This window comes from Niallia circulans, assembly GCF_007273535.1.
GTDB classification, from domain to species: Bacteria; Bacillota; Bacilli; order Bacillales; family Cytobacillaceae; genus Niallia; species Niallia circulans_B.
Window position 1 is genome coordinate 278320 of record NZ_RIBP01000004.1, and the last position, 22016, is coordinate 300335.

Here is a 22016-nt window from a genome sequence, read left to right on the forward strand (position 1 = left end):
CTTTTCATTAGCTGACAAGCTTAACTAGCATATGAGCGAGCTTGTGCTGTTCCTCTTCGTTCCCTGCTTTCCAAAGCTCCTGCAGCAGTTTTTCCTCTCTGTTGCGCGGTTCTTCTTTTGCCGCCAAAAAATCTCCGACTTTTTGTGCAGCTTTTGCAATTTGCTCTTGATCTAATCCTAGTTTGTCTGCTTTTTCTACCTTGTCTGACAGATATTGTTTAAATCCGTCAAAGCTTGATAAAATTTCATCCTTCTTTTCACTATCCATGCCTTGAAGCTTATCATTTACTTTTGATTCTAATTTGTTTTCCATTATGATTCACTCCTTTTTTAGTGTTAGTGTATATATTCCCAGGGTTACACTATTGAAACTATTAAATTACCATTGGAATATATTACTATATTCTGAAATCAGTAAAACCAATGAGCTGGTTGATTAAGGCCTGCTGGTATTTTAGTATATTTATCTCCGTTAGCTGCATTCAACTGAACTTGAGTCAGGAACAAGCTATTTCTTAAATCCGCTCCTCTTATATCTGCGTCTCTTAAATCTGCTCCGATAAAATCAACGAATCGCAAATCTGTCTTTCTTAAGTCTGCCGCAATCAGCCATGCTCCCCTAAAGTTCTCTCCCCTTAAGTCCAGATTGCGTAAATTTGCCCCGATCAAGTCACTGCCTTTCTTCTTATTCCTTCCTCTTAAACGTTTGCTTTTTTCAGATAGGATATCCTGGCGCAACAATTCACTTGTCTTCATAAGAAGTTCATTTACTAAAGTCCGATGTTCAGGAATATTCAGGTTCAGTATTTCCTCCGGCTTTAATTCAGTTAAACTGCTAGTCTTTTGAAATACTGCCTCTAATTCTTGGTTAATCTCTTTTGTGACCTGAAGCTGAAGTGCTTCATCCAAATAACAGAGCATTTCATGCAGCTGCTGCATGATAGGAAAAACCTTAAACATGTCCATTGCCACAGCTTTATTCTCCTGCCAGCTCACTCCTTTAAAGGTGAACTGTGAAACCTTTTGGCCTGCACCAAAGCATTCGAACACTGTACAGCCCTTAAAGCCTTTCCTGCGAAGCTTTTGATGTATGCCACACCGATAATCTTCCAGCAGATTCCTACACGGCTTCCCCCCCTCCTTATCTTCAGCAAATTCTGCTGAGTTACCAAACGGCAAGGCAACACAGCATAAGCCGAAACAGTTTTCACAATCCGGCTTCCAAGACCTGTTTTCGTTTTCTGTTGCTTGATTTTCCTCCATCATTTTTTCACTTCCTATACGGGTTCTTACTGTATGCTGTTCGACTTATTCAAACAGTGCTATTTGTGGATCCTTTCTGTATGCATGCACCAACATTGCATGTAATTGACCGCGGTGATGATATATATGTGCTACTATTTCCAACAGCCATTCATACCGAGTGCCCCAATAGGACTCCAACTCTTCAGCTAATTGGTTATCAGAGTACTTGTCATATGCTTCTACTAAAACTTGAAAGGAGTTATCAATGGCAGCCTCTATCTCCGCAAGACTTGACCTGCCTGAAGCAATTAGTAAATCAGCCTCTCCTATTAAAGATAGATGCACCAATAATTCTCCTATAAAGAATTTTGATTCTGTCGGTCGGAACAGCAGGTCTTCCTCTTTCAACTATGCTATCATTTCCTTTACTGACTGTAAGGCAATTCTAAATTGGTTCATACAACTCTCACAATATATATTCATATTTTCGCAGAGCCCCCAAGATTAATTTCATACTCCATGCTTTTAGCCGTGTCAGGATATGAAAGGACATCGAACCCGCAGATATTCCAGCAGAGGTGATAATCCTGCCCTCATCCACGTATTTTACTCCACGTTTTACGGACACAAGCGGAAATTCTGTTTTCAGCCTGTCGACATCCATCCAATGGGTTGTTGCAGCTTGCTTGTCAAGTAAGCCCGCCTTTGCCAGCAGCAACGCACCTGTGCAGACAGATGCAATAAGTTCAGTGTGTTCAGCTTGTGCTTTTATCCATGTAATCACATTTTGATTGGTTAATTCAGTCGTTTTCGCTCCATATCCCCCTGGCACGATAACAATATTCAAGTAAGGATGACTCACAAAGCTATAATCAGGCTTAACTGTTAACCCATTTCTAGCACTTATCTGCTTTCCTGTCTCTGAAATAGTCACGACTTGGAAGAAATGATTATCACGCTCTTCAGGTGATGCAGCTAAGGAAAAAACTTCATAAGGGCCTGCGAAATCAAGGACATCCACTTCATTAAATAACAAAATACAAACTGTTTTTTTCTCCATGGCAATCATTCCTCCTTTCCTAAACCTATACTAATTCACCAAGTCACTGGCATTTCCTTCCTTTAAGAGTCGTTTTTTCTAATACAAAAAAACCCTTCCTTTCAGCAAGGAAGGGAACATAATGCTATACATGTCTTCGTTCAATCAGTCGTATGCCGACACCAAGCATCACCGTCCCCATCAGCATTAAGATACCAACAGGAAACAGCAGCTCCATTGGTGCCGCATCTTCAATAATCCCTTGCTTTAATAGCTCCATTCCATATGTGACAGGCACAAATTTTGCGAGCAGGAGCAAAAAGTCAGATTTAACAATTTCCATCGGCCAGTATGCTCCGCCAAGCATCGCAAAGCTAACAGCAACTAACGGAATAAACGCATTGAATTGGCTTACTGTTTTGACAAGCCCTGTCAATAAAATCGCAAGTGCAACAATTGCATATAAGTATGGAATAACAACGCCAAACACTACTGCAAAGTTGCCATGGAAGTCTATCCCTGTACCGAATTTAAAGATAAGAAAAATAAGCATAATCTGCAGATAACCTAATAAAAAGCTAAAGAAAAGATGACCAAGATAGAGCTTTGTCTTGCTTGTTGAAGACAGGATAAAGCGGTCCCAAATGCCATTTTGTTTATCCCGCAAAATTTCTACAACTGTGTTTGCCACCGTATATATGCTAAAGAATAAGGTGAAGCCAAACAATGCTTGCAGAGATTGGTCATAGCTGCTTTGTTGCTGCGATTTAGCTAATTTTATCGGCAGCAACGGCTCTTTCTCCATAGCCTCTAGCTTTGTCTCTGCTTCCTTTTTATCCTGTGCGTTGCTCAAAATTTGTTGCTTTTTAGAGCGGTTTTGATAATATTTTTCTAAATAGCGGTTTACCGCGAGAGTGGTCTCTGTATCTGCAGCTCGATATACGGTATAAGAATCATCTGCAAGGGACGCACCAAGATCTGTTTTACCATCTTCAATTTGCTGCAGTACTTCTTTTTCTGCTATTAGTTTAAACTGAAAGCTGTCACTTTTATTTAACTCCTGCACAATTGTCTCTGCGTTACCAGTGTTATTAGCAAAGACTGGTATTTCCACCTTTGTAAAGGAACTGGAGCCAAGTAAAAAAGCAAAAGCTGCACAAATTACGGATGTAATCAAAAATGCCCCTGGTTTACGCAAAAACCTCCTGAATTTACCCCAAAGTATACCATTCATACGATAGCACCTCTTTTCCTCATTAATAACGCAACTGCGCTCAGCAGCAATGCACCGCTAAAGAGGAGTATTGCCTCAATCTGTCCTGTGATATCTAAAATACTGTAGCCTTGGTAAACCTTGATATAGGCAGTCATCGTAGCACCAACTGGTGAGTACTCGCCAAGCTTTTCCATAAATCCGCCAATTGCACTAAGATCAAAATAGCTGCCGCCGACAAAGGCTAAGATAGGAATTATTAAATTAGGAATTAGTGTCGGCAAACTTCTGGAATTCGTTCGGAAGGATATGGCTGCTGCAAATACAGCAAAGCTTGATGCCATGATATTTAACAGAATTGTTACTAAGAAATATTGGATAAAGCTTGAGAACACAACACCATATATGACAGCAGACAACCCAAATAATAAATGTAATTGTATAAAGGATAGTATAAATGCTGATACAAATATGCCAAGAAAAAATGTATATGGTGACACATTTGCCAACAGAATACGCTGGTACATATAATCCTCTTTTTGTTGGTAAGCAAAGCCGGCAACAGTTGAGGCTACATAAAACACAAACATTGCGCACATACCAATCGCATAATAAGCAAAAGCATCAACCTCTTTTTTCTTTGTGATACTTTCCATGCTGCCGATAATCGGTTCATTTACCTCTGATAAATCAATAGTAAGGTCTGCAGCCGTTTTTGTATAAGACAGTTCCTGCTGGTAGCTTTCTAAAATGTCTTTTAGGACAGTTGCCGAAAGGGACGTACTGTCCTCCTCCTTAAAGCTCCATGTTGCCGTCATCTCTTTGCCATCAAGCAATTTATGATAAAATTGCTGTGTAAAGCCGGATGGGATCGTTAAAACTCCGCTGTACTCCCCTTTTTCTGCTGCTTTATCTGTAATAGTGACTGTCACAAGCTTTTTTAGGTCTTTATTTTCTTGCAGTTCATCTATAAAAGCAGCAACAGGATCTATGGATGAAACAGTTGCTATCTTTAGCTGTTTCTCTTCAGGACTTAACGAAGAAGCTTCTATTTCTGATATCGCTTCTTGCTGGGCTTTTGTGGAATCATCCTTTAGCTGTACTAACAGTTTTGCCTGCAAGCCGCTTGAATCCTCCCCGCCATCCATAATAGCTCCAAGCGCGCTTCCTAATATCGTTATTAAAATAAATGGCATCAGCAGGAGGACGACCAGCTCTCGAGGTCTTCTCCATATCATGAGAATTTCCTTTTTCACCATATGAAAGAACATTGTCTCTCCCCCTAATCTCGAAGCTTCCGCCCTGTCAGATGCAAAAACACATCCTCTAGGCTTGGTGTTTCAATATTTACTGCAAGCACATTCACCTGATGCTCCTCTGCAAGGCGGAAAATGTCCTTCAGAAGCTGGACTTCCCTTGGAACGATCAACGTGATAGTTGCTTGGTTTATAGAAAGATGCTGGACATTCGGTAAGTCTCTTAACCTTTCAACAAAAGGATGCTTCATCATTTCTATATGAATGTTAATCGCTGTTTCTGCCGAAAGAATATTCTTTATTTCCTCTTTTGAGCCTGAAGCGATAACTTCTCCATGGTCCATGATATAGATTCTTTTACATAAGAACTCAACTTCCTCCATGTAATGGCTTGTATAGAGAACGGTAATATTTTGTTCCTTGTTCAGCCGCTTCACTGTCTCTAATATATGATTTCTTGATTGTGGGTCAATACCGACTGTCGGCTCATCCATAATAATAATTTCAGGTGAGTGAATAAGAGCAACACCTATGTTCAATCGTCTTTTCATCCCTCCAGAAAATGTTTTAACAAGGTCCTTCTGTCTATCGTTTAAACCAATAATGTCCAACACTTCATCTACTCTGGTTTTTAATAATTTAGTAGGAATACGGTGCATCTTACCGAAAAAAACTAAATTCTCTCTTGCAGTAAGCTCCATATAGAGTGCTATTTCTTGCGGAACTACGCCAAGTATTTTGCGCAGCTTCTCTGGTGTCTTCAAAATACTTTCATTATGCAGTCTAACATCACCGCTGCTTGGCTTTAGCAGGGAAGATATCATGGAAATGGTCGTTGATTTACCTGCTCCATTCGGACCAAGCAGACCGACCGTCTCTCCCTTTTCTAAATAAAGATTGACCGAATTAACAACCTTTGTTTGTTTAAACTGTTTGGATAAATCAATCACTTCTAGCATCGTCATCATCCTTTCTAATGACAGCATAATATTTTTACAAGTTTTTTCCTATACCTAAAGGTCATTAATTGTGGTACTTCTGGAGTGACTTAAGTCATTTTTTCAGCACAAAAAAAAACGCCTCCATTAAAATAGAGACGTTTTAATACTTAAATCAGCCTTGTGTCTGCATTTCCTTTGTTGGTCCAAGTACACCAGGCACTGGTAAGCCAGCTTGGCGCAAAAGAACTGTCATTTGTCCTCTGTGATGGACTTGATGCTGAATCAGTGTTCCAAGCACAGATCCTTTTGTCATTGGTCTTCCAAACTTGTCAACTGTTTCAAGCAGCACTTCATCTGTTAAGGATTTTGCCGCTTCAGCAATATCTGCTGCAATTGTTTTGTATGCTTGGACAATTTCAGCTGCAGTGATAGTTTCTGCTGTTTTATCTGTAGCAGGTCTTACCTGCATACCTGCTACTCCAGCAAAAAAGGCAGGACTTGTAGATAAATGCCAGCCTAACCAACCAAGCGTGCTGTGACCTTCAACAATTGCCTGACCAAGTTTCTCGTCTGTAAGTGCTTCTAACACTTGCAATGTTCCATGTGCAGACGCATTCCAGTCTGCAATAAAATCTTCTGATTTTCTGTACATGTAAAACCCTCATTTCAACTTTTATGTAATCACACTAAATCATCATAACATTTTTAAGATGGATAAACCAAAACCAGTTAGATAAGGTCATTCTTTACTGCAAAGATGGCCAATTGTGTTCGATCTCTCAAATCAAGCTTTTGCAGGATTTGGGTAAGCTGATTCTTCACTGTACCGACAGATAAAAACAGCTCGCCTGCTATCTCTTTATTCGTTTTGCCAAGTCCAACATGCTGAACAATTTCAATTTCTCTGTCAGTAAGGATATCGATTAGGTCTGTTTGCTTAACAGGCTTGTTTTCCTTCAGCAGCATTGGCATAACCTTTGCGGCAACATCATCATGTATGCTCATGCCCCCAGCAAGACAGCTTTTAATGCTGTTAATCAGAGCCGCACCGTCAGCACTTTTCAGCAAAAATCCATTTGCACCTTCTCGGAATGCTTTAAGGGCATATTCTTCATCATTAAATGTAGTCAAAATTAATATTTTAATAGCAGGGTACTCTGCCCTTATTCGTTTTGTTGCTTCAAGTCCATCCATAACAGGCATGCGGACATCCATCAAAATAAGGTCTATGTGATGCGTTTTAACAAGCTCTAGCACTTCCTTGCCGTCCGCTGCTTCTGCTACTACCTTTATTTCCGCAGCTTGTTCTATTATCATTTTCAAGCCATTTCTAACAATGGCCTGATCTTCTGCAATCAACACATTGATCATTTACTCAGCTCCTCTGCAGGTAAGCTGCCTGTCAAAATAAACTGCTTGTTATGCCGCAGAATTGACAGCTTTCCCCCTTCTTCCTCAAGTCTTTTTGCCATATTTTCAAGACCGAATCCTTTATGTATCGGATGCTTATGATGATAAGTGTTTTTTATTTCAAAGGTAAGATACCCAATCGGAGATACGCCAATATTTAAGAACACCTCTCGATTGCTTCCATATTTCATTGCATTTGTCAGCCCTTCCTGAATTGTCCGGTAAAGGACTGCATTTTTCCTGTTACTGAGCTGAAGGCGCAAAACACCCTGTCTTGCTGTAAAATGAACATGAATGGTATTTTCACTTTCAAGCTTTTTAATTAAGTGAACAAGTGCAGACATCCCTTGCAGGTCTTCTGCCTGCAGAAGACGAACTGCTCTTCTTGTTTCCTCCAAACAGTCTGCAGCCAGTTCTTTAATAATTGGATAAGAGCCGTTCTGAAGTTCTGGCCGAAGCAGCTCGACCTGCATGATAAGGGCCGTTAGCTTATGTCCAACAGCATCATGCATCTCCCTTGCTATCATGCTTCTTTCTTCTGCTCTCGCCGTCTTTTCGTTATGAAATGCTCTCCGCTTTTGTACTCTATAGTCATTCAGCAAGGAATCATATGTCTCTCTTATATGCTTATATTCTTTATTTACTTCACTAAGTCGATAGATCACTAATCCTGAAAAGACATTTATAACAATAACAAGCAAAAGTGGAAGTCCAAAAAACACAGTGGCTGATAAAATATTTAAGCAGTTCAGCACAATCAATGCTACTGTACTAGCCCTCCCCTTAACCTCCTGTAACATTTCCAGCAAATAGAAAAATGACAGTATGTAAAGATAGAAAGGCGTGGTATCCTCCCATAAGAAAATTAAGACTTGTGTCAAGCCGAGGAGGAGGAGATAAATATAGACCTTTTGCTTAATTAGAGGAAGAAGGAAATATAGAATAAGCAGAAGTGTGCACGTAAACAAGTAAATAAAAAACACACTGCTGTCCTTATATGCACCCATAAGTACCCCTGACCACACCGAGAATAATAAAGCTAGCTTGATATAATATGATTGCACGGGGTCTCTCTCCCATTCCATTAATCTATTGCTAATTTACCAGATATTTCTTTTGGTGGTCAATACTTAAGAAATAGAAAAAGGCTCTGCTTTTTTTCAATGCAGAGCCTTTCAAATCATAATGCAACATACCAATATAAATGACGAGCACAAGAGCGATTGCTAACTGTCCCCAGAGAAGTCTACTCTTCTCCCTTTTTCCAACCTGACTAATATCAATTCAATCATGCTAATAACCCAAATTCCGACAAGTGCCTTCAGTATATACATGGCAGTAAATGTCTCTACACGAAACAGCATTATTACACCAGAAGAAATAATGAACAAATACAATAACCTTGTCATCATATGGATGATTTTCTTTGTTGTTACTTGTCCCGTTTTTCCTAAAAGTAAAACGGCAATAAAAAGAACTAATGTGAGCATCCATGAAATAAAGTGGATTTGGCCAAACATCTGCCCACCTCCTTTATGATAAGGATGCACGTTTCTGTCTATTTATAGTAGCTTTTTCGTTAATCTTTTCCAACAGTGTTACGCAATACTCCGATTCCTTCCACTTCTATTTCGATTATATCGCCATCACGTAGAAACCTTGCCGGCTTAAAGCCTTTACCAACTCCAGCAGGTGTTCCTGTCGCAATTAAATCCCCTGGTTCAAGTGTCATACCAGCAGATAAGACGCTAATTACTTCTTCAATAGGAAAAATAAAGTGCTTTGTATTGGAGCTTTGTCTAACCTCCCCATTTACTTTAGTCGAGATGTCCAGATTGTTTGGATTAGGAATAGCTGATTTCTCGACAATCACTGGTCCAAGCGGTCCACTCCCGTCTAAGCTTTTGCCGATAAAAAACTGCTTATGCTTTTTTTGCAAATCCCTTGCAGTAATATCATTCAGAATGGTATAGCCAAACACATACTCTAATGCCTTATCCTGTGGAATTGCTTTGCCCTTTTTGCCGATAACAACGCAAAGCTCGCCCTCATAATCGAGCTGGTCTGTTACATCACTATGTAAAGGTATTGTTTCCTCTGGTCCGATTACGGTTGTCGGTGCTTTCGTAAACACCATGACATGCTCTGGTATATCATCTTTACTGCCCATCTCTATTGCATGCTCTTCATAATTCTTCCCTACACAAAAAATATTCTTTGTCGGCTTTGGAATTGGAGCAATAAGCTGTACCTCCTCTATATTAACAAAGCAGTCACTGTTTTCCTTTGCCCAAACAACCACCTCTTTAGCACCTTCAACAAAATCACTGCCCATCTCAATACATTGAAGCATGTTATCTGGAAACGGCCGTCTTCCAGATTTCTTTTCTTCTGTATCATTTAGTGGAAGAATGCTGTTATTCTCCTCATTTAATACTGCAATAATTTGTTTACCATCAAGTATAGCTGTCGCAAATCTCATAAGATCCCATCCTTATCCTAGATATATAGTTTAATATTTATTCAATTATAAACTTTCAGACAATAGTATTCAAACCTCACTGACAGGCTTTGTCCTAAAATGTATGCAAGATGAAATTGTCATAGGCCAACCTTGCAGCAGAATAGGTTAAAAAGAGATGGCTCTACATTTACTGGGCGAATGTATCACACTCCGCGGAAACACCACATAGAATGTAAAGAATCTTATGTAAAGGATGTTGATTATGCCAGCTATTGTAGGAGTCGCACAAGTAATATCCATCGGGAGCAGCTCGATCTTTAATATTGGCGATGTCTATAAAATAATGCCGATTTCTAACGCAAAAACTTTCTCTGGTTCTGGTTCCTTCAACACAGGTGATGGGTTAAATATCACCAATTATAGAAGTGCCACGAACACAACAGATAATGATGGCATTGATCAAGGAAATTTCATGAACGCATAAATGTTTTCTCACATTGGAAAAGGTGATAATAATGAATTATTTCATTCAACAATCAATAACGATACACACAATTAAAATTGGCGGTATTACAAACTCATCTGTTTTTCAAATTGGCAGTTCCGGTATTATTAAACCTAATTCTTATCTTTATAATACTGGCGGATTTACTGAATCAGCACCAAGCACCACAGAGGAATCAGAACCGTTTACTGGTGTAAATGTGGCAGACGATAGTGTTGTTATGTCACCGTCTGTTCCATTGACAGGACCTTAAGATAACGAAGGAGGTACGAAGGATGTCCCAACAATTTTACCATTATGGCGATCAGTTACAATCTTATCTGCAGTACTTAGAAAAAAGAATCGTATCCTTGGAGAAAGCTGTAACCGAACTGACAAAAGAAGTTACTGAACTTAAGAACAGGCCTTCCGTTCGAGTAGATCGTATTGAATACAGCTTTGATCAGCTTAAAGTGGAAACATTGGATGGGACACTCAACATTGGCTTGAATCCGGCAGATTTACAAAAGATTGAAGAGTTAGCTATTAATCCAGGAAATTCTGTTCAGCCTGGCGGGCCTTTTTATCCACCGCAAATTGATCCTAAGCAAATGATGACGAGATCGATGGAGCTGGAAGAAACTCTCCTTACTTATATTCAAATGGAGCTTCCCGAAGTGATTATGAGAAAACAAGCAGAACTCGGTATGGAGGAGGATGAAGCTTACATTTCCTTCATCCAAGAAGACGTGACGAAGCAGCTCCCTACAAGAATACAATATTATTTGCAGCAACGGCCAGCTTCTGAACAGGAAGAGGATACAATGCAGCAAAATGAGGCAGTGATAGCTGCATTGAAGCAGGAAATAGAAAATGGTGTACAAATTTTCCTAAGTAATATTCCGGATAATGTTAAGGGGAGGAACAAGGAATGAACTTTCAAGTATACAATCGCGATCTTGCAGTGGGAGATATTAAAATTATCGGGGTATCGAGCTCTTCTGTATGCATTGTCGGCGATGTTCAGACTATCCAACTTGCGTCCACGTTTGACACACCTGCAGAATCTCTGATTATCGGCCCATTTGTGCCGTTAATTCCAAAAGGCTGACATTATGCTGCAAAGAACTTCTGTTGTTGATAATATGCGACTCAATGTTGCTTCCTTTTCATCTACAGTTGAATTCGGAGACATTTCTTATTATCAGGCATTTTCAAGAGCACTTGCCGTACAAAGGGAAAGAAAGACTTTCTTTGGCAATGAAGGCCCTTTTGATTATCCAATTTTCTCCGAACCAATTCCTATTCCGCCAATTACAGAAAATATCAATATTATGTACCATCAAACAAAGCCAATTATTAAAGTGAAGACTCTAGATATTACTGCCGTTTCAGCATCATCCTTGCTTCAGGTTGGCAGCACCCGCCACATTTATGCTGAAACGAGGATTAAGCATATAAGACAGCTCGAAAATCATTCAGAGGAATTAAAGAACCAAACCATCATTCCCCTCGAGGAGATACATTCATCACCGGGAACATCTATCATTAACGGAAGTCAATAAACCGGGTTGTCAGACGGCTTTATTACATTTAAAGGAGGGATTTTTTTGCCTGCCATCGTAGGACCAGTGCAGATTGTTAACGTTGGAGAGGGAATCGTACAATTTGGCGATTCACTGTTCATATCCCCAAAGGGAAATTCAAAGGTTTCTTTAGGCTCAGGTGCATCAAACACAGGTGCGTTTATCATAACTAACAACGGGTTAAGTGCAACTAATTACGTAGATACTAGTCTGATTGACCAGCCGACTTCAGCTAATAACTAGCAGACAGAAGATGAAGAAACATCATTTCCTTCCTCTTCTGTCTTTCGATTTTCTCACCTTCTGCAATTTTGTAGAAGGCTGTTTTTTTATCCAAGCCAAATACTTCGCTATTTGTGGATCGTCTTGCAGCAGTGCGACAGTATTCAGCCTAACAGCCAGCTCTTCATTTGTATATAATGCATGAATTTGCTTATGGCATGGGATACATAAATCTGCAGTCCCTAAATAAGCCCCGCCCATTTCCCTTGGCGTCAAATGATGTGCTGTCGTCTCCACATCCTCTCTTAAGCATAATTCACATGTACCAATCTTTTTCTTTATCTTTGCCATATTTGCTTCCTTTCGTAAGAGAAGTAACTACATATTTATCTTTTTCCCATTTGCGCTGCAATTCATGACACTACCACTGAAAATAAAAGAAGCTGTCCAAAAGCGGACAGCTTCAAATTAGCAGTTTACATCTGCAAGATATTTGCACCATCAAAGAAATATAAATACTTCTCATCAATCGGTTTTTTAAGAATTTTTTCAAGTGAATCTGCATACAGGTCAATTTGCACACGATAGCGGGACTCCAATACTGGTTTAGCCTCCTGATACCCACCTTTAAATCGGTCATGAATGGAATCTGTTTTGTAATCAAGCAGCACGGTTCCTTTTTCATCTTCAAAGTATACGTCGATAATCCCTTGTACAAGAATTGGCTCGTCCTCACCTTGCCAATCCGTATAAACAGAACTTGCTGGGTAGGCAATATTAAATGGTATCTCACGGACAAGCTTTTTGGCATTGCGCATACGCTGCCCCAGCTCTGTCTGAAAGAAGGACACAATTTGACCAGCCTCAATCGCATCTGCCTGTTCTGCTGTCAAAAGCTCTTGTGCTACCATTTCGTCCACTAGCAGCATAACATTCTCCTCGGTTATTTCCTCAGCCAAACGAACATGCTGCATAACCATATGCATTGCGGTTCCTTTTTCAGCAGGACTCAGCTTTTTCTCCTGCATAAACTTCGGTCTGTTCCAAATTGTTTTTCTCCGCGTTTGAACTAGCTCTGTTCCGCTTTGCTCATCAATTCTTTCACTTTGTCTTTTCAGCTCTGACACTGACTGCTTAGAACGATAGATTGTCCCTTCAGGGAAGGCATACTTCCAATTAAGCGTGCGCTGGATTTGTTCCTGATATTCAGAGGAAATATCGATTTTTCTTCCGGTCGTTACCTTTTCCAGCCAGCCTTCTTGTTCCTCTAAGTCTTCAGCAGTAAAAGCAAGCAGCTCTTCCTTAGGCAAAATTCGTATTTCCCATGATGATGGATGGACAGAAACCTCTCCTTTATCCAACCAGCTTTCCAAATGAATACCTACTGTATCTTTATGTCTCACAAGGGCTGGTCCTATCCAATCCAAATAAGAGCGTGCAGAAGCCCTGTCGAATTCATTAAGCAGCCAATTTGAATGTCCTGCAGCCTGTGCCCATTTCAGCTTAGACTTCTCAATATCTTTGACAGAACCGACTAGCACCAATTTCTCTTTAGCCCTTGTCAACGCCACATAAAGGACACGCATCTCCTCTGCAAGAAGCTCCATTCTCTTTTTCTTCACAAACGCTATTTGTGGTAAAGAAGGATAAGAAATACGCTTTTTGGCATGAATATACTTCGTTGCAAAGCCAAGATCCTTATCAAGCAGAAATGGCTTGCGGAGATCCATTGTATTAAATTCTCTTCCAATACCTGCAAGGAAAACAAATGGAAACTCAAGCCCTTTACTGCTGTGGATTGTCATGATTCGCACAACATCTTCCTGCTCTGTCAATGCCCTTGCAGCTCCAAGGTCATTACCTCTGTCTCTCATTCTTTCGATAAAACGTAAGAAACGGAACAGCCCGCGGAAAGAGGTCGATTCGTATTGGCGAGCACGATCGAACAAGGCTCTTAAGTTAGCCTGTCGCTGATTCCCACCAGGCAAACCGCCAACAAAATCATAGAAATGAGTGTCTCTGTACAGTCTCCATACTAAATCTGACAAAGCTCCTCGCCGTGCTTCTGTTCGCCATTCATGGAGCATACTAAAGAATGGCGCAATTCTTTCATACACCTCTTCTGTACTTGCTGCCCTTGCTCCCATAAAAGCTTTGACCGCATCATAAAATGCTCCCTGCTTTTGGGCAATTCGGATTTTACTCAGTTCTTCTTCCGTCAAGCCGACAATTGGTGAACGCAGCACTGCCGCTAACGGAATATCCTGATACGGATTGTCAATTACCTTCAGTAATGACATCATAATATTCACTTCGGTCGACTCAAAATAACCTGTCGTCAAATTAGCATATGTCGGGATATTAAACTGCTTCAATTCCTCCATAATAGCTGGTGCCCATGTCATGGAACGCAAAAGAATGACCATATCCTTGTACATTACAGGTCGGTAGGATTTCGTTTTTGCGTCATACACCTCCTGCTTTTGGTCGAACAGCTCCTTCATTTTTTGCGCAATCACACGCGCTTCCAACTGGGACTGTTCCAATTCCAACGCATCAAACTCGCTGTCTTCTATATCTGCTTCTTCACTTGATGCAGAAGTATTCTGGTTGACGAGTGCCAGTTCAATCGGATAGATTATCTCCTCTGGGTAGGAAGCTCCCTTTGCCAGTTCTGCGTCCTTGTCATATTCAATTTCCCCGACTTTAACACCCATTATCTGTTTGAACAAATAGTTTGTACCGTCCAAAACCTCTCTTCTGCTGCGGAAGTTTCTTGCAAGGTCAATCTTATAACCAGTATCTTCATCTTCCTGGAACCGATTATATTTAGCTAGAAACAAGTTCGGTTCTGCCAGACGGAATCGATAAATGGACTGCTTCACATCGCCAACCATAAACAGATTCCCCTCTGATTCGCTGTCTGCTGTCACAAGCTGGAGAATAGATTCCTGCACCATATTAACGTCCTGATATTCATCGATAAGCACTTCTTTAAACTGCTTGTGGTAATATAAGGCGGCAACAGACGGCTCTAGTTCCGTTGTTTCTGAATTTCGTAATATTTCCAAGCAATAATGCTCAAGATCAGCAAAATCAACTAAGCCTTTTTCAGATTTCATTTTCTGGAACCGGTCAGAGAAGGCAGCAACAAGCCTTGTCAATGTTTCCACATGGACCTTCATCTCTCGCATATCCTTGATAAAGCCTTCAGGCAGTCTGCCAAATAATTCACTTTGCATTTCCTGCAGGATTTTCTTGGCTCTTTCTCTTACCTTTTGAGCTTCTTCGATTAAAGCAGGGTCGTACTCGTCTCCCTTGCAAGCCTTTGCTCTTGTAAATTTCAAACCTTGCATTGCTTCATATAGCGTTTTCCATGAGTCGTTTTTCGCTTGTTGCATAATGTCCAAAAGGCTTAAATCATCAAGAAAATTACTTGCCCTTGGCGCAGGCCCGCCCGGTCGTTTAGTCAATTCCAAACCATATTCCAAAAGTTGTCTGACTCCATCCAATTGAAGCTCTATGCTTACAAGTAACTCTTTAGCAAATGGAAGCTCTTCTATTGCCGCTGACTCTTCTATGTCATACATTTGTGCCAATGACCCTAAATAAGCAGACGGAGACGGATTTGCCCGTGAAAAGTCATACACTTCCTGAATGATTTTTTGCAGTGCATCATCACTTCTGTCATTTGTGAAAGCATCAACCAAATCGAAGAAAGCAAGATTCTCATCTTTGCCGTACTCTTCTTCAAATAGGTCCTCCACACATTCATCACGCATTAATTGCGCTTCTGTTTCATCTGCTATCCGAAAGCCTGGGTCAAGATCAATCATGTAATAATATTTACGAATAACCTCTAGACAAAAGGAATGGATTGTTGATATATGTGCTTTATTTAATAAAGCCAACTGTTTCTTCAGGTGCTGAGATTTCGGGTTAGCATTGATTTCCTTTTCCAGCACATCTCCAATTCGATGCTTCATCTCGGCAGCAGATGCATTTGTAAATGTAACAACAAGCAGTTCATCAACATTAATTGGATTATCTGAGACAATTTTGCGGATCATTCTTTCTACAAGGACTGCTGTTTTTCCTGAACCAGCAGCTGCCGCTACCAAAATATCACTGCCGCTTAGCATGATTGCTTTCCACTGGTCATCTGTCCATGTTGCATCCACTGGTTTCTCTGGAATATCAATAATCTTCATTTGCATTTGCCTCCTTTCTTATTAATTCAAGTGCTTCTTCCTTCGAGAAGGTTTGCAGTTTTCGATATTGGTTTGATTCAAGCCCCTCATCAAACTGGCAAACAGACTTAAATGAACAAAAAGTACATGGCGATTTTTCCTTCAGCTGGTATGGAGCAATCTCCACATTCCCGCCGATAATTTTGTTACCTGTTTCCACATATTTATGACGTACAAATTTTTGCAGAGAAGAAAAGTCCTCCCTGCTGGCAACCTTGGAACGCTTTGTCAATGTGCCGTCTGTTTTAACACCTGCAGGCACAATCGGCGAGTCTCCTTTTTCGAGACTGCCGTCCATCAGCTTAATAACATCCTCTTTACCGAGCATCAAGCCATTCATCTTGAATTTTTTGAAGAGCTCCTCCTCGATTTCATCAAGAGTCAATACTTTTTTAGTGCTCAAGACGGGATTATGAACATGGAAATACAATACTCCTGCAGGATTTGCATCCTTTTCTACAAGAATGCTGCTGTTAGAAATAATAAGGTCCAAGTATGTCAGCATCTGCAAAGACAGACCATAATATACTTCATTCATATTTAGCTCATGTGCGCTCGATTTATAATCAATAACACGCAAGTAGACTTCATTATCGAGCTCCGCCTTGTCCACACGGTCAATTCTTCCCACTAGCTCCATTTTCGTGCCATTTTTTAGTGAAAAGCCCATTGGCGGCAACTTGCCTTTTGGTCCAAACTCAAGCTCAAGGTCAATCGGAGCAAACCCGCTGTATTTCGCATGCTCACTTAAGATAAAGGATGCTCGGCTGATAATCTGTTCAAGCTTTCTTTTAATATAATGGTGCCTGTTCGTGCTAAGCAGTATTTCATTCTGCAATTTCGGAGCCAGCATTTCGACTGCATCCTTTGCAAGCAGCTCACACTGCTCTCTTGTCAGGTCAGACCACATCATATTTTCATGTATAACTGTTTCGGCAATGTATTTTAAGGCAGCATGAAATAAATCTCCAATTGCAGGAGCCTCCAGCCTATATACTTGTCTTTCCTTCAGCTTTAGGCCATGTGTTGCGAAATGAGAGAACGGGCATGACTGAAACAATTCCATTCTTGAAACACTCGCTGTGATGCTTTCGCCATACAGCATGGTGCTCGTTTCATCTGCTAATGTGCTCGTTCTGTTTTGATAAGTCAGGCTTGAGAATACCTTTTTAGCAGCTGTCCTCCATTGGTCGTTGTCTATATAGGCATTGTAAACATCCCACCAAAAATCATAAATTGGATAGTTTCTTTTCTTTAGCTGCAGCTGACCATTTAAATAGGACAAACTTGTTTTTAAGTCGACCGCATAGCCTAGCTGACCTAACTCCGTTAATTCCTTCGGATCTGCCATAAAGTAAAGTGTCTTTGCTTCTGGAACAAGATCACGCATCCTTTTAACATATACGGATGGAAGTAATGACTTACCTTCGTCATTTGCCAACGGATATGTTAAATATAATCGCTCTGAGGCAGCAGTGAACGCCTTGTATGCAAGAAACTCTTCATCAAGCAATCTCGTTTTGCTTGTCGGTGCAAGCTTCATGCCAGCTTCAACAAGACTCTCTCTGTCACTGTCTGCAAATATTCCGTCATCTGTAAACTTAGCAGGAAATACACCTTCATTCAGACCGATTACAAACGCTGCCTTTATACTGCCAAGACGAGAGGTTTCTAAATCAGCAATTAGTACCTGGTCAATTGCCGGCGGAACTAAGGAAAACTTTAATGTATCAAGTCCTGCATCCAAAATGGTCGCAAATTGCTTTCTTGCAATCTCCTCTTCTCCAAGAATCTCCACAAATTGATCAAGCAAATCTACAATACTATTCCATGCCTGGTCATGCTCGCCTGCTTTAACAAGCTCCCCCTTTTCTTCCAGCTCGACCTTCCATAAATCCATTTTCTCCGGAACCTCAAGCTCTTCTAAATAAAGATATAATGCTTCACACTTCGCTCTTCCTGTCTTGGCCTTCTTTAGCCTGTTCGCCAGGCGCATAATTGGCTCAGCCAACGAAAGACGAAGTTCATTGAGCTCCTGCTCCATTTGTTTTTCACTGTCTGTCTGAACGCCTTGATCCCATTCAAGCCCTTGAAATCTTCTGTATTTCCAGCGCTCTTTTCTTGTCCACTTATCACCTTTTATGCCGTATGCCAAGCAATAGTTTTCGAGCTTATCTACCTTTTCTCTTATATTGCTTTTACGCATATGCAATGGAAACAGCAGCTCTGTCTTAATCGCCCTAAACACTGGCTCATATCGCCAGTTTGTTTCAATAATTTCCAATGTGGAGCGAATTAACTCGACAAGCGGATGAAAATGCATCGTTCTTTTCTGGTCAATGAAAAAAGGAATTTCATAATCTGCAAAAATAGTTTCGATAATATTTTGGTATTCACCCGTATTACGGGATAAAAGACTGATGTCGCGATAGCGGTAGCCCTGTTGTCGAATAAGCTTCTTTATTTCCCGAGCAACACCCTCAATTTCTGCTCGTGGATTGACACTTTCAGCAAAACGCACAGCAGAATCTCCTGAAAAAGGAATTGCCGGTCTACTGTCAAAATGCGCTTCAATGTGTTTAAGAGATTCGTGCATATCCCTGTGTATCTCTCCGAAAAACTCCTCTTCAACTTCCACGCCAAGTTGTCTTGCAAATGAGTATATTGTTGCGTACGTTTCCTTTGACATTCTGAAAAGATCCAACTCATTTGCAAAACTGTTTCTGTCAGGCTTGTCCACTGTAAAGGTAATGGTGACATTCTTACATGTCTGAATAAGCTGCTGAAGGATTAGATACTCCTGTGGCGTAAAGCTATAAAAGCCATCAATAAAGACCTCTGCCTTTTTCAAATATTCCGATTTGCTGACTTTCTCTGCAAGTAAACGGAAATAATCCTCTCCATCAATATATTTTCCAAGCATATTTTCCTCAAAGCTTTGGTAAATAAGCTCTAAATCATGCAGTTTATCCAAAAGAGCTCTATCCGCATTTCCTGCTTCAGCAATGCCCTGTTGTCTGCCAACGAGTTCCTCTGGTGTCACACAATATCTCCTGAATTCTGTAACCAGCTGTTCCACTTGGCCAATAAAACCATTCTTATCTGCCACCTTTTTGAATAATGACAGTTCCTCTTTCTTTTCTTCAATAATGCTGCGGATGAGCATACTGATGCCGACACTGTTTATATGCTGTCTGGAGATGCCTCCTGTTTCCTGCAATACTCTCCAAGCAAGCCTTGTAAAACTGTACACTTGGGCACGAAACATACCGCCAAGTCCTTCACTTCCTGCTAGGTTTTGATCTGACATAAATGTCATCTGATCTGGTACTAAAAAGATAATAGGGTTACCTTCCGGATCTGCAAACAGCTTTTCCCGAATGGAATCTATACAAAAGGCAGTCTTGCCGCTGCCTGATCGTCCAGCTAATAATCTAACAGACATAATTGCCTCCTCGAACACTTAATTTCTCTCTTTATAATATCATAGAAACAAATGTTTGCCCTACTAAAGAATACTCCTGTTACTTGCCAATATTTTCACTGAACCCTCTCTTTAATTCAAAAAAAATAGGGGCTCAAATGAGCTCCTATTCTTAAAAATTAAATTGAATATCACGGAGCGGCCAGTACCGTAGGCTGACTTTTCCAACTACCTGATCAATGTTAATAAATCCAAAATGTCTGCTGTCCCAGCTGCCTAAACGATTATCTCCAAGAACAAACAGCTTTCCTTGTGGCACTGTTTCTTCTCCTGTGATTTCTTCAAGAGTAAAGTCGCCTGTCAGTTTTCCAGCACTCACTTGACTTCGGTAAGCATCCAAAAAATTCTCTTCGTACTTTTTCCCATTAATATAAAGGTGATCATCCTTATATTCCACCTTATCGCCTGGAATACCTATCACCCTTTTAACATAATCCTCTTTATCATTCGCATGGAAAACAATCACATCAAAATGATGGAAATCACTGACTTTATAACCGATTTTATTGACGACTAATTTATCCCCATCCTGCAAGGTAGGCATCATCGATTCGCCTTCCACCACGTAATTTGAGAAGAAGAATGCCCGAATAATGACAAAGATGACAATTCCGATAGCAAATGCTTTCAACCACTCTATGCCTTCTCTTTTTATTGCTTCTTTCAAATGCCATCTCCTCCATGCCTTGTATAAACATTAATTCCCTTGTTCTCTTTCTTTTTCTGCAGTGACATTCATTCTGGCCTCGACCCTTTTTCCTACAAACCATAACACAAAAATCGCAATGGCAACAGGAATCGTACGAATCGGCTGTGTAATCATTGCCTGCAGATCATAACCAATAAAGCTGATGGTTATGATCATCACAAGTTTACCGGCAACAATGGCGAGAAAGTACTGCTTCACCTTTATCCGCGAAAGTCCTGCTACAATATTCACTAAAGCTGAAGGGGTAAAGGGAAAGCACAGTAGGATAAACAGCGGTCCAAATCCATGTCTCTCTATCCATATCATTAGCTTTTGTACTTTCTTATGGTTGCGAATAAAGCTCAAAAGCCTCTTTTGGCCATACTTTCTGACAAGTAAGAAGACAAGCAATGCCCCTCCGCAAGTGCCTATCCAAGAAAACAGGAAGCCAAGCCAGAAACCAAAGGCATTCACATTTGCCAAAATGAACAGAAAAAGCGGCAAGAAGGGAACAAAAGATTCCAGCAATGGCAGCAAAATGCCTGGCAATGGGCCAAATGCCCGATAGCTTTCTAATAATTGCATAATATTGTCTAGTGTGAACCATTCTTTTAATGTAGCTATATCCATAACGAAAACTCCTTGGCATATCATTTCAAGCAGGTTAATTTCTTGTGGACTTACTTAATGCTTTCTTACAAAAGAGCTTTTTTACCAGTTATTAGAGTTTATGCCTAAAGTCTCGCATTTATTTTGATAAAAAATCCTGGATCTCTGCCCTATTAGTTTCTATATCTACACCGAGAACGGCAGCCCCATTGACCCTTAGATCCTGATATGTACCGTCAACCGGTATTCTCAATGTTTCTACCTCTTGGTTTTTATGACGAATTAAATCAGACCCTACATAAAGTATATCTTTTGTATTCATGCTCGTATTAATATAAGGCATCATGACGCCCGCCAATTTAGGCAGTTTTGCGACAGTCTGTACACCCGAAATTTGGGAGGCGAGTGCCTCAAGTGCTTTTTGCTGTCTTTGGACTCTTCCAAAATCAGAAATAGCATCATGTCTAAAGCGTACATATCCGAGAAGCTGCTTCCCGTTCAGCTTTTGCAGCCCTGGTTCGAGTGTAACCCCAATATTTTTAGACATTTTCTTCTCTACGTCTATCTCGACACCATCTGGAAATGCCTCATCAATAAGCGCCTCAAACCCTTGGAAATTAACAATGGCATAGTATTGAAGATCAACATCAAAGTTTTCCTTAATAGTTTGTCTCAACAGCTCTGGTCCACCTCTTGTAAAAGCGGTGTTTATTCTGTCTTTTCCGTATCCCGGTATATCAACATACATATCCCTCATTAAAGAGATTAGCTTATAGGTGCCCTTTTCTGGATGAAACTGGGCTACCATGATGGTATCTGTACGTGATTGCTTGTCTCCTTCTCTCGCATCACTTCCTAAGAGCAGGACATTTGTACCGCCATACTGATCCTTTTCCCCGTTAAACTCATATTCAACCTTTTCGATGGCACCATTCTCCAGCGCCTTTTTTTTCCCTGCGTTATACTGAACAAATATGTATACTGCCGCAAATATTATTAACAAGACAAGAAACAAAAAAAAGACTCGGCCCTTTCTTAACTTCCTTTTTTTCTTCTTCGTTTGTCTATATTCTGATCTCTCCATCCCTGATTGTTTCCTTTCTATCTTCATTCTTATATCTATTT

Annotated in this window: 24 protein-coding genes; 6 read left to right on the forward strand and 18 right to left on the reverse strand. The window is 40.4% G+C overall.

Annotated elements, in window-relative coordinates:
• Positions 1–7: 7 nt before the first annotated feature.
• From CEQ21_RS09270 to CEQ21_RS09325, 12 genes are all read right to left on the reverse strand, one after another.
• On the reverse strand, positions 8–313 hold the full coding sequence (locus CEQ21_RS09270; protein WP_185764372.1) for a DUF3243 domain-containing protein: 306 nt from the start codon (positions 311–313) through the stop codon (positions 8–10).
• Between the two features lie 98 nt (positions 314–411).
• Positions 412–1266 carry a pentapeptide repeat-containing protein gene (locus tag CEQ21_RS09275; protein WP_185764373.1) on the reverse strand — a complete coding sequence of 285 codons (855 nt, stop codon included), beginning with the start codon at positions 1264–1266 and terminating at the stop codon, positions 412–414.
• Between the two features lie 42 nt (positions 1267–1308).
• Entirely contained in the window at positions 1309–1653 is a 345-nt protein-coding gene (locus tag CEQ21_RS09280) for a DinB family protein (protein WP_235907231.1), read from the reverse strand.
• 58 nt (positions 1654–1711) lie between these two features.
• Entirely contained in the window at positions 1712–2305 is a 594-nt protein-coding gene (locus tag CEQ21_RS09285) for a DJ-1/PfpI family protein (RefSeq protein ID WP_185764374.1), read from the reverse strand.
• A 124-nt stretch (positions 2306–2429) separates the two neighbouring features.
• Entirely contained in the window at positions 2430–3518 is a 1089-nt protein-coding gene (locus CEQ21_RS09290; RefSeq protein ID WP_185764375.1) for an ABC transporter permease, read from the reverse strand.
• Positions 3515–4768 carry an ABC transporter permease gene (locus tag CEQ21_RS09295; RefSeq protein WP_185764376.1) on the reverse strand — a complete coding sequence of 418 codons (1254 nt, stop codon included), beginning with the start codon at positions 4766–4768 and terminating at the stop codon, positions 3515–3517. Before CEQ21_RS09295 ends, CEQ21_RS09290 begins: the two co-directional genes overlap by 4 nt.
• 11 nt (positions 4769–4779) lie before the next feature.
• Positions 4780–5712: an ABC transporter ATP-binding protein gene (locus CEQ21_RS09300; protein ID WP_185764377.1), complete on the reverse strand. Its 933-nt coding sequence runs from the start codon at positions 5710–5712 to the stop codon at positions 4780–4782.
• Positions 5713–5866: 154 nt separating this feature from the next.
• Positions 5867–6346 carry a DinB family protein gene (locus CEQ21_RS09305; protein WP_185764378.1) on the reverse strand — a complete coding sequence of 160 codons (480 nt, stop codon included), beginning with the start codon at positions 6344–6346 and terminating at the stop codon, positions 5867–5869.
• A gap of 77 nt (positions 6347–6423) precedes the next feature.
• Positions 6424–7065, reverse strand: coding sequence for a response regulator transcription factor (locus tag CEQ21_RS09310; RefSeq protein WP_185764379.1), 642 nt, complete (start codon positions 7063–7065; stop codon positions 6424–6426).
• Complete coding sequence (locus tag CEQ21_RS09315) at positions 7062–8111, reverse strand: sensor histidine kinase (protein ID WP_185764380.1); 1050 nt, start codon at positions 8109–8111, stop codon at positions 7062–7064. The genes CEQ21_RS09310 and CEQ21_RS09315 overlap by 4 nt, the downstream gene beginning before the upstream one ends.
• A gap of 219 nt (positions 8112–8330) precedes the next feature.
• Positions 8331–8624 (reverse strand): DUF1516 family protein, encoded by a 294-nt coding sequence (locus CEQ21_RS09320; protein ID WP_185764381.1) that lies wholly within the window; start codon positions 8622–8624, stop codon positions 8331–8333.
• A 59-nt stretch (positions 8625–8683) separates the two neighbouring features.
• Entirely contained in the window at positions 8684–9586 is a 903-nt protein-coding gene (locus CEQ21_RS09325; protein ID WP_185764382.1) for a fumarylacetoacetate hydrolase family protein, read from the reverse strand.
• A 244-nt stretch (positions 9587–9830) separates the two neighbouring features.
• Between CEQ21_RS09325 and CEQ21_RS09330 the strand changes: the two genes are divergently transcribed.
• Genes CEQ21_RS09330 through CEQ21_RS09355 form a run of 6 tightly spaced genes read left to right on the forward strand, consistent with a single transcriptional unit; the run spans position 9831 to position 11881 of the window.
• Positions 9831–10052 carry a spore germination protein gene (locus CEQ21_RS09330; protein WP_127736065.1) on the forward strand — a complete coding sequence of 74 codons (222 nt, stop codon included), beginning with the start codon at positions 9831–9833 and terminating at the stop codon, positions 10050–10052.
• Positions 10053–10083: 31 nt separating this feature from the next.
• Positions 10084–10326: a spore germination protein GerPB gene (locus tag CEQ21_RS09335; protein WP_185764383.1), complete on the forward strand. Its 243-nt coding sequence runs from the start codon at positions 10084–10086 to the stop codon at positions 10324–10326.
• A gap of 22 nt (positions 10327–10348) precedes the next feature.
• The gene (gene gerPC / locus CEQ21_RS09340; RefSeq protein WP_185764384.1) at positions 10349–10987 is read left to right on the forward strand and encodes a spore germination protein GerPC; all 639 of its coding nucleotides are present in this window, start codon (positions 10349–10351) and stop codon (positions 10985–10987) included.
• Positions 10984–11163: a spore gernimation protein GerPD gene (locus CEQ21_RS09345; RefSeq protein ID WP_185764385.1), complete on the forward strand. Its 180-nt coding sequence runs from the start codon at positions 10984–10986 to the stop codon at positions 11161–11163. The genes gerPC and CEQ21_RS09345 overlap by 4 nt, the downstream gene beginning before the upstream one ends.
• Before the next feature lie 4 nt (positions 11164–11167).
• Positions 11168–11617: a spore germination protein GerPE gene (locus CEQ21_RS09350; RefSeq protein ID WP_185764386.1), complete on the forward strand. Its 450-nt coding sequence runs from the start codon at positions 11168–11170 to the stop codon at positions 11615–11617.
• 45 nt (positions 11618–11662) lie between these two features.
• On the forward strand, positions 11663–11881 hold the full coding sequence (locus tag CEQ21_RS09355; protein ID WP_144451977.1) for a spore germination protein: 219 nt from the start codon (positions 11663–11665) through the stop codon (positions 11879–11881).
• 21 nt (positions 11882–11902) lie between these two features.
• On the opposite strand, the gene CEQ21_RS09360 is transcribed toward CEQ21_RS09355, so the two are convergent.
• From CEQ21_RS09360 to CEQ21_RS09385, 6 genes are all read right to left on the reverse strand, one after another.
• Positions 11903–12211: an HNH endonuclease gene (locus CEQ21_RS09360; protein WP_185764387.1), complete on the reverse strand. Its 309-nt coding sequence runs from the start codon at positions 12209–12211 to the stop codon at positions 11903–11905.
• A 125-nt stretch (positions 12212–12336) separates the two neighbouring features.
• Positions 12337–16071 carry a helicase-exonuclease AddAB subunit AddA gene (gene addA / locus CEQ21_RS09365; RefSeq protein WP_185764388.1) on the reverse strand — a complete coding sequence of 1245 codons (3735 nt, stop codon included), beginning with the start codon at positions 16069–16071 and terminating at the stop codon, positions 12337–12339.
• Positions 16058–19555, reverse strand: a complete 3498-nt coding sequence (gene addB / locus CEQ21_RS09370) for a helicase-exonuclease AddAB subunit AddB (RefSeq protein ID WP_185764389.1) — start codon at positions 19553–19555, stop codon at positions 16058–16060. The genes addA and addB overlap by 14 nt, the downstream gene beginning before the upstream one ends.
• A 151-nt stretch (positions 19556–19706) precedes the next feature.
• Positions 19707–20261, reverse strand: coding sequence for a signal peptidase I (gene lepB / locus CEQ21_RS09375; RefSeq protein ID WP_185764390.1), 555 nt, complete (start codon positions 20259–20261; stop codon positions 19707–19709).
• Between the two features lie 30 nt (positions 20262–20291).
• On the reverse strand, positions 20292–20912 hold the full coding sequence (locus tag CEQ21_RS09380; RefSeq protein ID WP_185764391.1) for a TVP38/TMEM64 family protein: 621 nt from the start codon (positions 20910–20912) through the stop codon (positions 20292–20294).
• Positions 20913–21030: 118 nt separating this feature from the next.
• Positions 21031–21975: an LCP family protein gene (locus tag CEQ21_RS09385; protein WP_185764392.1), complete on the reverse strand. Its 945-nt coding sequence runs from the start codon at positions 21973–21975 to the stop codon at positions 21031–21033.
• Positions 21976–22016 lie beyond the last annotated feature (41 nt).

Excerpts from the sequence above, each read along its gene's own strand:
- CEQ21_RS09335 (WP_185764383.1), top strand. The coding sequence starts at position 10,084 with ATGAATTATTTCATTCAACAATCAATAACGATACACACAATTAAAATT.
- CEQ21_RS09305 (WP_185764378.1), bottom strand. The coding sequence starts at position 6,346 with ATGTACAGAAAATCAGAAGATTTTATTGCAGACTGGAATGCGTCTGCA.
- CEQ21_RS09285 (WP_185764374.1), bottom strand. The coding sequence starts at position 2,305 with ATGGAGAAAAAAACAGTTTGTATTTTGTTATTTAATGAAGTGGATGTC.
- CEQ21_RS09345 (WP_185764385.1), top strand. The coding sequence starts at position 10,984 with ATGAACTTTCAAGTATACAATCGCGATCTTGCAGTGGGAGATATTAAA.
- CEQ21_RS09270 (WP_185764372.1), bottom strand. The coding sequence starts at position 313 with ATGGAAAACAAATTAGAATCAAAAGTAAATGATAAGCTTCAAGGCATG.
- gerPC (WP_185764384.1), top strand. The coding sequence starts at position 10,349 with ATGTCCCAACAATTTTACCATTATGGCGATCAGTTACAATCTTATCTG.
- CEQ21_RS09290 (WP_185764375.1), bottom strand. The coding sequence starts at position 3,518 with ATGAATGGTATACTTTGGGGTAAATTCAGGAGGTTTTTGCGTAAACCA.
- CEQ21_RS09385 (WP_185764392.1), bottom strand. The coding sequence starts at position 21,975 with ATGGAGAGATCAGAATATAGACAAACGAAGAAGAAAAAAAGGAAGTTA.
- CEQ21_RS09320 (WP_185764381.1), bottom strand. The coding sequence starts at position 8,624 with ATGTTTGGCCAAATCCACTTTATTTCATGGATGCTCACATTAGTTCTT.
- CEQ21_RS09315 (WP_185764380.1), bottom strand. The coding sequence starts at position 8,111 with ATGGGTGCATATAAGGACAGCAGTGTGTTTTTTATTTACTTGTTTACG.
- CEQ21_RS09310 (WP_185764379.1), bottom strand. The coding sequence starts at position 7,065 with ATGATCAATGTGTTGATTGCAGAAGATCAGGCCATTGTTAGAAATGGC.
- CEQ21_RS09295 (WP_185764376.1), bottom strand. The coding sequence starts at position 4,768 with ATGTTCTTTCATATGGTGAAAAAGGAAATTCTCATGATATGGAGAAGA.
- CEQ21_RS09325 (WP_185764382.1), bottom strand. The coding sequence starts at position 9,586 with ATGAGATTTGCGACAGCTATACTTGATGGTAAACAAATTATTGCAGTA.
- addB (WP_185764389.1), bottom strand. The coding sequence starts at position 19,555 with ATGTCTGTTAGATTATTAGCTGGACGATCAGGCAGCGGCAAGACTGCC.
- CEQ21_RS09360 (WP_185764387.1), bottom strand. The coding sequence starts at position 12,211 with ATGGCAAAGATAAAGAAAAAGATTGGTACATGTGAATTATGCTTAAGA.
- CEQ21_RS09350 (WP_185764386.1), top strand. The coding sequence starts at position 11,168 with ATGCTGCAAAGAACTTCTGTTGTTGATAATATGCGACTCAATGTTGCT.
- CEQ21_RS09330 (WP_127736065.1), top strand. The coding sequence starts at position 9,831 with ATGCCAGCTATTGTAGGAGTCGCACAAGTAATATCCATCGGGAGCAGC.
- CEQ21_RS09275 (WP_185764373.1), bottom strand. The coding sequence starts at position 1,266 with ATGATGGAGGAAAATCAAGCAACAGAAAACGAAAACAGGTCTTGGAAG.
- CEQ21_RS09300 (WP_185764377.1), bottom strand. The coding sequence starts at position 5,712 with ATGCTAGAAGTGATTGATTTATCCAAACAGTTTAAACAAACAAAGGTT.
- addA (WP_185764388.1), bottom strand. The coding sequence starts at position 16,071 with ATGAAGATTATTGATATTCCAGAGAAACCAGTGGATGCAACATGGACA.
- CEQ21_RS09380 (WP_185764391.1), bottom strand. The coding sequence starts at position 20,912 with ATGGATATAGCTACATTAAAAGAATGGTTCACACTAGACAATATTATG.